Origin of the sequence: Ensifer oleiphilus, assembly GCF_013371465.1 — a bacterium.
Classification (GTDB): Bacteria; Pseudomonadota; Alphaproteobacteria; order Rhizobiales; family Rhizobiaceae; genus Ensifer; species Ensifer oleiphilus.
The window spans coordinates 130,580-142,374 of record NZ_JABWDU010000001.1; the positions used below are offsets into that span (position 1 = coordinate 130,580).

The 11,795-nt window shown below is 63.0% G+C and carries 10 protein-coding genes; 9 read left to right on the top strand and 1 reads right to left on the bottom strand.

Annotation, left to right across the window (positions count from 1 at the left end; all coding sequences use genetic code 11):
• Positions 1-39: 39 nt before the first annotated feature.
• The 9 genes from infB (at position 40) to HT585_RS00695 (ending at position 10,924) form a co-directional block, all read left to right on the top strand.
• Complete coding sequence (gene infB, locus HT585_RS00655) at positions 40-2,742, top strand: translation initiation factor IF-2 (RefSeq protein ID WP_176351168.1); 2,703 nt, start codon at positions 40-42, stop codon at positions 2,740-2,742.
• A gap of 73 nt (positions 2,743-2,815) precedes the next feature.
• Positions 2,816-3,223 (top strand): 30S ribosome-binding factor RbfA, encoded by a 408-nt coding sequence (rbfA, locus tag HT585_RS00660; RefSeq protein ID WP_176351169.1) that lies wholly within the window; start codon positions 2,816-2,818, stop codon positions 3,221-3,223.
• Between the two features lie 8 nt (positions 3,224-3,231).
• Positions 3,232-4,167: a tRNA pseudouridine(55) synthase TruB gene (gene truB / locus HT585_RS00665; protein WP_176351170.1), complete on the top strand. Its 936-nt coding sequence runs from the start codon at positions 3,232-3,234 to the stop codon at positions 4,165-4,167.
• A gap of 195 nt (positions 4,168-4,362) precedes the next feature.
• A complete protein-coding gene (locus tag HT585_RS00670; protein WP_176351171.1) occupies positions 4,363-6,084 on the top strand; it encodes a sensor histidine kinase in 1,722 nt (573 codons plus the stop codon).
• Positions 6,085-6,126: 42 nt separating this feature from the next.
• Complete coding sequence (locus HT585_RS00675) at positions 6,127-6,468, top strand: SH3 domain-containing protein (RefSeq protein WP_176351172.1); 342 nt, start codon at positions 6,127-6,129, stop codon at positions 6,466-6,468.
• 170 nt (positions 6,469-6,638) lie between these two features.
• On the top strand, positions 6,639-6,908 hold the full coding sequence (rpsO, locus tag HT585_RS00680; protein WP_025425494.1) for a 30S ribosomal protein S15: 270 nt from the start codon (positions 6,639-6,641) through the stop codon (positions 6,906-6,908).
• 358 nt (positions 6,909-7,266) lie between these two features.
• Positions 7,267-9,408, top strand: coding sequence for a polyribonucleotide nucleotidyltransferase (gene pnp, locus HT585_RS00685; RefSeq protein WP_176351173.1), 2,142 nt, complete (start codon positions 7,267-7,269; stop codon positions 9,406-9,408).
• Positions 9,409-9,490: 82 nt separating this feature from the next.
• On the top strand, positions 9,491-10,507 hold the full coding sequence (locus HT585_RS00690) for a class I SAM-dependent methyltransferase (protein WP_176351174.1): 1,017 nt from the start codon (positions 9,491-9,493) through the stop codon (positions 10,505-10,507).
• Between the two features lie 198 nt (positions 10,508-10,705).
• Positions 10,706-10,924, top strand: coding sequence for a hypothetical protein (locus HT585_RS00695; RefSeq protein WP_246707544.1), 219 nt, complete (start codon positions 10,706-10,708; stop codon positions 10,922-10,924).
• A 63-nt stretch (positions 10,925-10,987) separates the two neighbouring features.
• Here HT585_RS00695 and fabI read toward each other — a convergent pair whose 3' ends face one another.
• On the bottom strand, positions 10,988-11,794 hold the full coding sequence (gene fabI, locus HT585_RS00700; RefSeq protein ID WP_176351176.1) for an enoyl-ACP reductase FabI: 807 nt from the start codon (positions 11,792-11,794) through the stop codon (positions 10,988-10,990).
• Between the last annotated feature and the right edge of the window lies 1 nt (position 11,795).

Here is an 11,795-nt window from a genome sequence, read left to right on the forward strand (position 1 = left end):
TGATACGCATCCGGCCCTGATCGCTAGGAACGGAACGGAATGACCGACAACAACGACGACAAGACAGGCAGCGCAGCAGGCAAGAAGACGCTGACCCTGAAGCCCTCCGGGGTTTCGCAGGGGACCGTGCGTCAGGACATGGGCCGTGGCCGCACCAAGGCGGTCGTGGTCGAAACCAAGAAACGCCCCTTCCATCGCCCGAAGGACGAGCGCCCGATCACGCCGGTTGCCGCTACTCCCGCTGCCCGGCCGGTCGAGCAGCGTCCGGCTCCGCCGCAGCCTTCGGGCCGTCCGGCACCGCAGCCGCAGCAGCATCAGACCCGCCAGGAAGCCAACCAGGCGAACCGTCCGCGCGTCGGCGTCGTTCTGAACCAGCTTTCCGCCGGTGAGATCGATGCGCGCCGCCGTGCTCTGGCCGAAGCGCAGATCCGCGAAGCGGAAGAAGCGATCGTCCGCGCCGAGAACGAAGCGCGCCGCAAGCGTGAGGAAGAAGCCCGTCTCCTGCAGGAGAAGGAAGACGCCGCACGCCGCGCCGCGGAAGAAGCAGCCCGCCCGGCTGTCGAGCCCGAAGCCAAGGCAGAAGAGGTTGTCGAAGAGCGCCCAGCGGCTGCTCGCGCGCCGGCTTCCACCGAGCGTCGCCCCGACAGCCGTCCGCAGGCCGGAAGGCCCGCTGCCGCACCGGCAGCCGGCGTTCCGACACCGGCACCGGCCGGTGCTCTGCGCGGCCGCAAGGTTGACAACGAAAAGGACGACGATCGTAGCGCTCGCCCCGGCGCAGGTCCGGTCCGCGGCAAGGTTGTGCGTCCGGAGCCGGCAAAGCCGGTCACGCGCCCGAAGGGTGACGATGGTCGCCGCCAGGGCAAGCTGACGCTGACCACGGCTGCCGACGAGGATGCCGGCCAGCGCGCCCGTTCGCTGTCGGCAATGCGTCGCCGCCAGGAGAAGTTCAAGCGCAGCCAGATGCAGGAGACCCGCGAGAAGATTTCGCGCGAAGTCGTTCTGCCGGAAACCATTACCATTCAGGAACTGTCGCAGCGCATGTCCGAACGCGCCGTCGACGTCATCAAGTACCTGATGAAGGAAGGCCAGATGATGAAGCCCGGCGATCTGATCGACGCCGACCTGGCTGAACTCATCGCCGGCGAATTCGGCCACACCGTGAAGCGCGTTTCCGAGTCCGACGTCGAAGAAGGCATCTTCAACGTTTCCGACATCGAGGACGAACTGGTTTCGCGTCCGCCGATCGTCACGATCATGGGTCACGTCGACCACGGCAAGACTTCGCTGCTCGACGCCATCCGTCATGCGAACGTTGTTGCCGGCGAAGCGGGTGGCATCACCCAGCACATCGGCGCCTACCAGGTCGAGCAGAACGGTCACAAGATTACCTTCATCGACACCCCCGGCCACGCGGCGTTCACCGCCATGCGTGCTCGTGGCGCCCAGGCGACCGACATTGCCATTCTGGTGGTTGCGGCCGACGACAGCGTGATGCCGCAGACGATCGAATCCATCAACCACGCCAAGGCGGCTGGTGTTCCGATCATCGTGGCGATCAACAAGATCGACAAGCCGACGGCCAATGCCCAGAAGGTTCGCACCGAACTTCTGCAGCACGAAGTCTTCGTCGAATCCATGGGCGGTGAAGTCCTCGACGTCGAAGTTTCGGCGAAGGCCGGAACCAACCTCGACAAGCTGCTCGAAGCCATCCTACTTCAGGCCGAAATCCTCGACCTCAAGGCCAATCCGAACCGGACGGCCGAAGGCACTGTGGTTGAAGCCGAGCTCGACCGCGGTCGCGGTGCGGTTGCGACCGTTCTCGTCCAGAAGGGCACGCTGCGTCCGGGCCAGATCATCGTTGCCGGCGACCAGTGGGGCCGTGTGCGCGCCCTGGTCAACGACAAGGGTGAGCACGTCAAGGAAGCCGGTCCCTCCATGCCGGTTGAAGTTCTCGGCCTGTCGGGTACGCCGGCAGCGGGCGACAAGTTCGCCGTCGTCGAAAACGAAAGCCGCGCTCGCGAGATCTCGGAATACCGTCTGCGGCTTGCCCGCGACAAGGCGGTTGCCCGTCAATCCGGTTCGCGCGGTTCGCTCGAACAGATGATGACCCAGCTTCAGACCTCTGGTCTCAAGGAGTTCCCGCTCGTCATCAAGGGCGACGTGCAGGGCTCGATCGAAGCAATCGCCGGTGCGCTGGAGAAGCTCGGAACCGACGAAGTGCGTGCGCGCATCGTCCATTCGGGTGCCGGCGGTATCACCGAGTCGGATATCTCGCTCGCAGAAGCTTCGAATGCCGCCATCATCGGCTTCAACGTTCGCGCCAACAACCAGGCCCGTTCGGCAGCCGAGCGCGCAGGCATCGAAATCCGCTACTACAACATCATCTACGATCTGGTGGATGACGTTAAGGCGGCGATGTCCGGCCTGCTTTCGCCCGAGCGCCGCGAAACCTTCCTCGGCAACGCCGAGATCATGGAGGTTTTCAACATCACCAAGGTCGGCAAGGTCGCGGGTTGCCGCGTCACCGAAGGCAAGGTCGAGCGTGGCGTCGGCGTCCGTCTGGTTCGCGACAACGTCGTTATCCACGAAGGCAAGCTCAAGACGCTCAAGCGTTTCAAGGACGAAGTCTCGGAAGTCAACGTCGGTCAGGAATGCGGTATGGCGTTCGAGAACTACGAAGACATTCGCGCCGGCGACACGATCGAGTGCTTCCGCGTCGAACACATCACGCGGACGCTGTAAGATCCGTCCGATTAGAAATTGTGCGGGCGCCGGGTTATCCTTCGGCGCTCGCATTTTTTTGAGGTATTGACCAATGACCAGAGCCACATCCTCTGCCCCCAATCAGCGCATGCTGCGCATCGCAGAACAGGTGCGCGCCGCGATCACGCAGGTTCTGCAGCGTGGCGACGTCCGCGATCCTGTGATCGAGAAGACGCTGATCGCGATTTCCGAAGTCCGCATGTCGCCCGATCTGAAGATCGCCACCGCCTTCGTGACGCCGCTCGGCGTTCCCGACCATGCCGAGGTCATCGAGGCGCTGAACAAGCACGCCAAGTACATCCGCGGCCGTCTCGGCCCGCAGTTGCGCCAGTTGAAGTACATGCCGGAGGTTCGCTTCCGCGACGATACGAGCTTCGACAACTACAAGAAGATCGACGCCCTCCTTCGCTCGCCGGAAGTCAGCCGCGATCTCGATCCGAATACCGACGACGAAGAATAGAAGAGTTCATGTCCAAACCGCGTAAACCCAAGGGCCGTCCGATTTCAGGCTGGCTGATCCTCGACAAGCCGCTCGATTTCGGCTCGACCGAAGCCGTCTCCAAGATCAAGTGGCTGTTCAAGGCGCAGAAGGCCGGCCATGCCGGCACGCTCGATCCGCTGGCCTCCGGCATGCTGCCGATCGCCCTTGGCGACGCGACCAAGACCGTCCCCTATGTCATGGACGGCCGCAAGATTTACGAATTCACCGTTGCCTGGGGCGAGGAACGCTCGACCGACGACCTCGAAGGCCAGGTGACGCATGCCTCGGATGCGCGCCCGACGGAAGAGGCGATCCGTGCCCTGTTGCCGAACTACACCGGCGTGATCAGCCAGGTGCCTCCGCAGTTCTCGGCGATCAAGATCGACGGCGAGCGCGCCTACGATCTCGCCCGCGAAGGCGAGACCGTCGATATCCCTGCGCGCGAAGTCGAAGTCTTTCGCCTGACGCTGCTCGGCGCTACCCCCAACCTCGCCCAGTTCGAGATCGAATGCGGCAAGGGCACCTATGTGCGCTCGCTCGCCCGCGACATGGGTCGCGATCTCGGCTGTTTCGGTCACATCGCGTCGCTGCGGCGCACTTTCGTCGCGCCGTTCGGCGAGGATGACATGGTGCCGCTTGCCGACCTGGTGGCGCTGGAAAAGATCGAAAACGAAGAGGAGCGGCTCGCAGCCCTCGACGCCTTCGTCATCGAAACCGGCGAAGCGCTCTCCAGCCTGCCGCATATCGCTGTCAGCGACGACCAGGCGCATCGGCTGAAGATGGGCAATCCCATCATCCTGCGCGGCCGCGACGCGCCGCTGGCAACGCCCGAGGCCTATGCGACAACCCGCGGCAAGCTGATTGCCATCGGCGAAATCGCCGAAGGCGAGTTCCGGCCTAAGCGGGTTTTTTCTGTCGGCTGATCTCCTCGATCGCGGCATTTGCCTTTGCCGCATCGCTGACGCATGATCCCGCAAAAGGTGTTGCGACTGCGTCGAAGCGGCTCCGTTTCGCCTTCGCAAGCGGGCGCTCGTCGCCCGTCTTGGCCGCCGTTCGGCGGTCTTGACCACCGCGCGCCGCGATGCGACGCGCGGCTCGGCAATTGAGAGGCGGTGCAGTTGGCGCAGGTTTCGCAAGAGGGGAGGGAGAGTGCCGTGGGTCGCCTTGCGACAGCTCTCGATTTCATTCGCCACCGCATGACGCGGCCCTTTCGATTTTATCTGACATCGCTGCTTCTCATCGCGATCGTGCCGGCGTTCATCTTCTCGCTGGTGGTGCTGAAGCGCAGCGTCGACGCGCAGGAACAGGTGATCACGGCGCTGCTACAGGCATCGACCGGATCGGTGACCCGCATCGTTGAGCGCGATGTCGAGGGCATGTTGACGACGCTGAAGGTGCTCTCGACAGCGCCGGCAGTCGAGGGCGGTAATATGGAAGCCTTCTATCACAGGGCGTCGACCGCGCTCGCCGACACCGGCTCCTATCTGATCGTCATCGACCGCAAGCACGACCAACTCCTGAACACGCGGGTCCCCTTCGGCACGCCGCTCGGCAAGGGGTCCGATCCGGAATCCGTCGAGCGCGCCTTCACCAACAACGGCGCACCGCTGGTTTCCAACGTCTTCTTCGGCCAGACCGCCGGAAAATGGGTCTTCAACGTTTATTTGCCGGCGAAGCTTCCAACCGGCGAGGACTATCTGCTGACCTTGACGCAGAACGCCGAGAGCATGGCCAAGGCCGTCAACCGCGAGACGCTGTCGCCCGGCTGGAATGCGGCGCTTGTTGATGGCAACGGCAAGGTCATCATTTCCTCCGATGCTGCAGTCAAGGCGGGCGAACCGTTCTTCCTCGACAAGGTGCCGGCGATCAGCATCGGCGTGCGCAACATCACGGAAAACGGCACGGCCTATCGTGTGGCGACGGAGTTTTCCGTCATCACCGGCTGGCGCATCATTGCCTGGGCGCCGCGCGCCACCGTCGATGGGCCGGCCACGTGGTCGTTTCTCTGGTTGTCGCTCGGTGGCATCATCTTTGCCGGCATCGCCATTGCGGGATCGCTGGCCATCGCAAGAGTTCTGTCGCAAGGCGTGAAGCTCGTCGCGCTTGATGCCCGTCGCCTCGGCGCCGGCGAGCGCATCGAGCCGCGCCCGCATATTATCGCCGAAGTCGAAACCGTCTCTGCCGCGCTTGCCAAGGCGGCTGCGTCGCGCACCAAGGCTGAGGGCGAAATCCGTTTTCTCATGCGGGAGGTCGCCCACCGCTCGAAGAACCAGCTGACGGTGATCCAGTCGATGCTGAACCAGTCGGTGCACTCGGCGGAAAGCGTCGCTGATTTCGCCGAATCCTTCCGCAAGCGCATCGCCGGTCTTGCCCGCTCCACCGATCTGATGATCGCCAATGCCGCGCAGGGCGTCGATTTCCGCGAGCTTGCGCAGAACCAGCTGCAGCCGTTCACGCCGGATGATCCCAAGCGCGTGGTGTTGTCAGGGCCGCCGTTGAGGCTCGACACGGAGAGTGCGCAGACGCTCGGCATGGCGCTGCATGAACTGGCGACGAACGCCACGAAGTATGGTGCGCTTGCCAATACCACCGGCGTGGTCAAGCTCTCCTGGTCGCTGTCCGACGAGGGCATTGCCATCCGCTGGCGCGAGGAAGGGGCCGACATCGAGGCGCCGACGACGCCGCGCCGCAAGGGCTTTGGAACGCTGGTGCTGGAGCGCATGCTCGGCATGGCCCTGAAGGCCGAGCTCGAACGGATCATGCACCCTGACGGCATCGAGTGGCGCATCAACATCCCGCGCAATGCCAAAGATGGCGACGGAGATGACGCAGACGCTTGAGACCCTTGCGATGATGACGGGGTGGTTTTGAAAGGCACGGCAATGCGGGTTCGCGCAGTTCGCTTCGGCATCGTCCTAAGCGCCTTCAGCCTTACGGCCATGGCACCCGCCGGCGGTCAGGACGTCGCCTGCGTTGTTGCCGACCCGACCGGCACGCCGCTCAACGTCCGCACGGAGCCAAACGGCCGGGTCGTCATGACACTCAACAATGGCAGCAAGGTTCGCCGTGTCGGCGATCGCCGACATCAGGGCAAAGGCTGGGCACTGGTTGCAAGCGACGGCGGAGCGCTCGGCTGGGTGTTTGCCGCCTATCTCGACTGTGTTCCGGTTGACGGCGACGAGCTGAAGTCGGCGCCGATGCGGCCCCGGCCGTCTGGCAATTGAGAGGCGCTCGGCCATCGCCGAAGGGTCGTTTTCATGACCCTTTCCTTTTTCATCCAATTCGGTTATAGGCACGCCAGCAAAAGGCGCATGCCCATTGCATTCACGGCCGCAGCTGGACGACATCCCGGCTGAAGGCGTCCCTAAATCCTCGAAATCGAAAGGATCATCCGATGTCGATTGCTGCAGAGCGTAAGGCTCAGCTCATCAAGGAATACGCAACCGTTGAAGGCGACACCGGTTCTCCGGAAGTCCAGGTTGCTATCCTGACGGAACGGATCAACAACCTGACCGAACACTTCAAAGGCCACAAGAAGGATAACCATTCCCGCCGTGGTCTTCTCGCGATGGTCTCCAGCCGTCGTTCGCTCCTCGACTATCTGAAGAAGAAAGACGAAGCGCGCTACACCAAGCTGATTGGTGCCCTCGGCATCCGTCGCTAAGCGACTTGCCCGGCGGATCGCATGCGGTCCGCCGGCATTTTTTATTATGGAGCGCAGAGCGCTCGGCAAATAAACTCTCCGCAAGCGCACTAGGCGCGCAAATGGAGAGGTATCCAGCGGGCCGGATGGGCCGGATCCGCGGATCAACCGATGGCCCGTCATGGGGCAGGATTGCAGGATGCTTCGGCGCCTGCTTGCAGAACCCGCTGCGGAGCAGCCAGGTTTTGCACAGCGGAAAGCGGCCGGTCTCTTTTGAAGCCTCCCGTTGTCTTGCCCGTGATGCGCCATACCAGGCGGTTTTCCGACCACCCGCGCTGCAACAGCCGCGGAAAGGTCTGCCGCACACGAAGGACAGAACATGTTCGATACCCATAAGGTTGAAATCGAATGGGCTGGGCGTCCGCTCAAGCTCGAAACCGGCAAGGTCGCCCGTCAGGCTGACGGCGCCGTTCTCGCCACCTACGGCGAAACCGTGGTTCTCGCCACCGTCGTTTCGGCGAAGTCGCCGAAGCCGGGCCAGGACTTCTTCCCGCTGACCGTCAACTACCAGGAAAAGACCTATGCCGCCGGCAAGATCCCAGGTGGCTACTTCAAGCGCGAAGGTCGTCCGAGCGAAAACGAAACGCTGGTTTCGCGCCTGATCGACCGCCCGATCCGCCCGCTTTTCCCCGATGGTTACAAGAACGACACCCAGGTCGTCGTCACGGTCATGCAGCATGACCTCGAAAACAACCCCGACGTCCTGTCGATGGTTGCCGCTTCCGCTGCGCTGACGCTGTCCGGCATCCCGTTCATGGGCCCGATCGGCGGCGCGCGCGTTGGCTACATCAACGGCCAGTACGTTCTCAACCCGCATCTCGACGAGATGGACGAATCGACCCTCGACCTCGTCGTCGCCGGCACGCAGGAAGCCGTGCTGATGGTCGAGTCGGAAGCCAAGGAACTGGGCGAAGACGTCATGCTCGGCGCCGTCGTGTTCGGTCAGAAGGGCTTCCAGCCGGTTATCGACGCCATCATCAAGCTCGCTGAAGTCGCCGCCAAGGAGCCGCGCGATTTCCAGCCGGAAGATCATTCCGCGCTTGAAGCTGAAATGCTCGGCATGGCTGAAGCCGAACTGCGCGATGCCTACAAGATCACCGAGAAGGCTGCCCGCTACGCTGCCGTCGACGCCGTCAAGGCAAAGGTGAAGGCACACTTCTTCCCGGAAGGCGCAGAACCCAAGTATGCCGCTGAAGTCATCGGCGCCGTCTTCAAGCACCTGCAGGCCAAGATCGTTCGCTGGAACATCCTCGACACCAAGAGCCGCATCGACGGCCGCGATCTGGAAACCGTTCGCGCAATCGTTTCGGAAGTCGGCCTTCTGCCGCGCACGCACGGTTCGGCGCTGTTCACCCGCGGTGAAACGCAGGCGATCGTTGTTGCCACCCTCGGCACCGGCGAAGACGAACAGTACGTCGACAGCCTGACCGGCATGTACAAAGAACGCTTCATGCTGCACTACAACTTCCCGCCCTACTCGGTCGGTGAAACCGGTCGCATGGGCTCCCCGGGCCGCCGCGAAATCGGTCACGGCAAGCTCGCCTGGCGCGCTATCCGCCCGATGCTGCCGGAAGCCGAGCAGTTCCCCTACACGCTGCGCGTCGTTTCCGAGATCACCGAATCCAACGGCTCGTCGTCGATGGCGACCGTCTGCGGCACCTCGCTCGCTCTCATGGATGCTGGCGTTCCGCTGGCAAAGCCGGTTGCCGGTATCGCCATGGGCCTGATCAAGGAAGATGAGCGCTTCGCCGTTCTCTCCGACATCCTCGGCGACGAAGACCACCTCGGCGACATGGACTTCAAGGTAGCTGGCACCGACGCCGGCATCACCTCGCTGCAGATGGACATCAAGATCGAGGGCATCACCGAAGAGATCATGGGCATCGCGCTCAACCAGGCCAAGGGCGGCCGTCTCCACATCCTCGGCGAAATGGCCAAGGCCATTTCCGAAAGCCGTGGCCAGCTCGGCGAATTTGCACCGCGCATCGAAGTCATGAACATCCCGGTCGACAAGATCCGTGAAGTCATCGGTTCGGGCGGCAAGGTCATCCGCGAAATCGTCGAAAAGACCGGCGCCAAGATCAACATCGAAGATGATGGCACCGTGAAGATCGCCTCTTCGTCGGGCAAGGAAATCGAAGCGGCCCGCAAGTGGATCCACTCGATCGTTGCCGAGCCGGAAGTCGGCCAGGTCTACGAAGGCACCGTTGTGAAGACCGCCGACTTCGGCGCCTTCGTCAACTTCTTCGGCGCCCGCGACGGCCTCGTCCACATCTCGCAGCTCGCCTCCGAGCGCGTTGCCAAGACCACCGACGTCGTCAAGGAAGGCGACAAGGTCTGGGTCAAGCTGATGGGCTTCGACGAGCGTGGCAAGGTTCGCCTCTCCATGAAGGTCGTCGACCAGGCGACCGGCAAGGAAGTTGCCGCAGAAAAGAAGGGTGACGGCGAAGCCGCTGAATAAGCGGTCTCTGCCCGAACGCATTCGGGGCGCGGAGCGGATCGCTCCGCGCCCTTTTCTTGTACGAGATCGACGGAAGAAACCGATGAGCCGAGATGCATTGAAGACCCTGTTCCACCCGTTCGAAACCGGGGTTATCGACCCGCCGGGCGAGGGCGAGCGTGTGCTCTTCCTCGGCGCAGAAGCGGGCTACAGGCTGCCTGAGGGCTTCGGGGCGTCGATCGCTGCCGTCCAGCCGCTAAGGCCGCTCTATCGCGCCCTGGAGGCTGAGCGCGCCGATGTGGCCCCTGTGGTCACCGGCGAAGACTATGATGTCGCGCTGATCCTGTGCGGCAGGCACAAGGGTGAAAACGAGGACCGCATCGCCGAGGCCTTGAAGCGCACCCGCGAGGGAGCGGTCATCGTCATTGCCGGCGGCAAGGAAGACGGCATCCAGTCGCTGAGGAAGCGCATTGCCAAGTTCGAATGGGATGGCGACCACCTGCCGAAGTATCACGGCGTCGCCTTCTGGTTCACGCGCCCCGAAGACGTCACTGACGCCGTTCAGAAGCTTGCCAAGGTGCCGGTCCGCGTCGACGGCCTGTTCGAGGCATCGCCGGGCATGTTCTCGCACGATCGTATCGATGCCGGTTCGGAGCTGCTTGCCTCGCGCCTGCCGCGCGATTTCAACGGCCATGCGGCCGATTTCGGCGCCGGCTGGGGCTATCTCGCGGTCAAGCTCGCCGAAGCATCGCCAGGCACCAAGGGCATCGACCTGTTCGAGGCCGATCACGATGCGCTGGAAGCTGCCCGCGTCAACATGATGGCAAACGCGTCACGCATGCCGGCACGCTTCTACTGGTTCGACCTGACGAGCGAAGAGCCGCGCGACAAGTACGATCTCATCGTCATGAACCCGCCGTTCCACGAGGGTCATGCCGCCGAGCCGTCGCTGGGCGTGGCGATCATCAAGGCGGCGCACAAGGCGCTGAAGCAGGGCGGCAAGGTCATGCTGGTCGCCAATCGCGGCCTGCAGTACGAGCAGACCCTTGCAGAGACCTTCAAGGAATATGGCGAGACCTGCCGCAACGCGCGCTTCAAGGTTCTCTGGGGCAAGCGCTGATCGCCAGCCGACATTCTGATCCATTGGAAAGGCCGAGCCAAGCGCTCGGCCTTTTGCTTTTGCAAGAGCTGCAACACTGGCAGGCAGCCGTCCTCAAATCCCATTGCCATCGGTGGCGAACAGGCACACGATGAGGTGTCAGTCGGTATTTCCTATCGGAGGTGCGGTGCTATGCCATTCGGGCCAGGAAGGTCGCCTTTGACCGAGGATGTGGCGGAAGTGATCGCCAAAGATATCAAGCAGGCGGAGGGACATGGTGCGACCTCGGAAGTGCCGATGCCGTTCCTCAGAAGTCTTTATCGCCTGCCGCTGATACCGAACCCCATTCGCAGGACGCATGTTTGCCTGATGACCGCTGCCGTCGCTGCAGCCTTGGTCGCGATCCTGCTGCTTTCGGGTCTGCTGACCGCCGGATAAGGCGCATGAAAAAGCCCATGGACCGGATGATCCATGGGCTTTGATGATGGTCGTGGCCGGTTCTTACTCGGCGTCGGCGGTCCTGAGCGCATCGAGCGCCGGCATGGACGTGATGTTGTAGCCGGAGTCCACGTAGTGGATTTCGCCGGTGACGCCGCGCGACAGGTCGGACAGCAGGTAGAGCGCAGAGCTGCCGACATCGTCGATCGTGACGGTGCGGCGAAGCGGCGAGTTCTTCTGCTGCCAGGAGAGCATGGCGCGCGCATCGGAAATTCCGGCGCCAGCAAGGGTGCGGATCGGGCCGGCGGATATCGCGTTGACGCGGATGCCGCGCACGCCGTAGTCCGCGGCCAGATAGCGCACGGAGGCTTCGAGAGCAGCCTTCGCGACGCCCATGACGTTGTAGTTCGGCATCACCCGCACCGAGCCGCCATAGGTCAGCGTCAGCATCGAGCCACCGTCGTTCATCAGTTCGGCGGCCCGCTTGGCGATCTCGGTGAACGAGAAGCACGAGATCACCATTGTGCGGCTGAAGTTGTCGCGGCTGGTGTCGGCGTAAAGGCCCTTCAGCTCGTTCTTGTCGGAAAAGCCGATGGCATGGACGATGAAGTCGAGCTTGCCCCAGCGCTCCTTGATGGCCGAGATCACCGTATCGACCGACGCGATGTCCTCTACGTCGCAGGGAAGCAGGAAGTCGGACCCGACTTCGGCCGCCAGCGGCTTCACGCGCTTGCCAAGCGCTTCACCCTGGTAGGTGAAGGCCAGTTCCGCGCCCTGGGCTGCCAGAGCCTTGGAGATGCCCCAGGCAATGGAGTGGTTGTTGGCCACACCCATGATGAGGCCACGCTTTCCGTTCATCAGTCCCGTCATG

What these genes read in the sequence shown, in the direction of transcription:
- HT585_RS00675 (WP_176351172.1), top strand. Translation starts at nt 6,127, where the DNA reads ATGCGGGTTCGCGCAGTTCGCTTCGGCATCGTCCTAAGCGCCTTCAGC.
- infB (WP_176351168.1), top strand. Translation starts at nt 40, where the DNA reads ATGACCGACAACAACGACGACAAGACAGGCAGCGCAGCAGGCAAGAAG.
- pnp (WP_176351173.1), top strand. Translation starts at nt 7,267, where the DNA reads ATGTTCGATACCCATAAGGTTGAAATCGAATGGGCTGGGCGTCCGCTC.
- fabI (WP_176351176.1), bottom strand. Translation starts at nt 11,794, where the DNA reads ATGACGGGACTGATGAACGGAAAGCGTGGCCTCATCATGGGTGTGGCC.
- truB (WP_176351170.1), top strand. Translation starts at nt 3,232, where the DNA reads ATGTCCAAACCGCGTAAACCCAAGGGCCGTCCGATTTCAGGCTGGCTG.
- rpsO (WP_025425494.1), top strand. Translation starts at nt 6,639, where the DNA reads ATGTCGATTGCTGCAGAGCGTAAGGCTCAGCTCATCAAGGAATACGCA.
- rbfA (WP_176351169.1), top strand. Translation starts at nt 2,816, where the DNA reads ATGACCAGAGCCACATCCTCTGCCCCCAATCAGCGCATGCTGCGCATC.
- HT585_RS00690 (WP_176351174.1), top strand. Translation starts at nt 9,491, where the DNA reads ATGAGCCGAGATGCATTGAAGACCCTGTTCCACCCGTTCGAAACCGGG.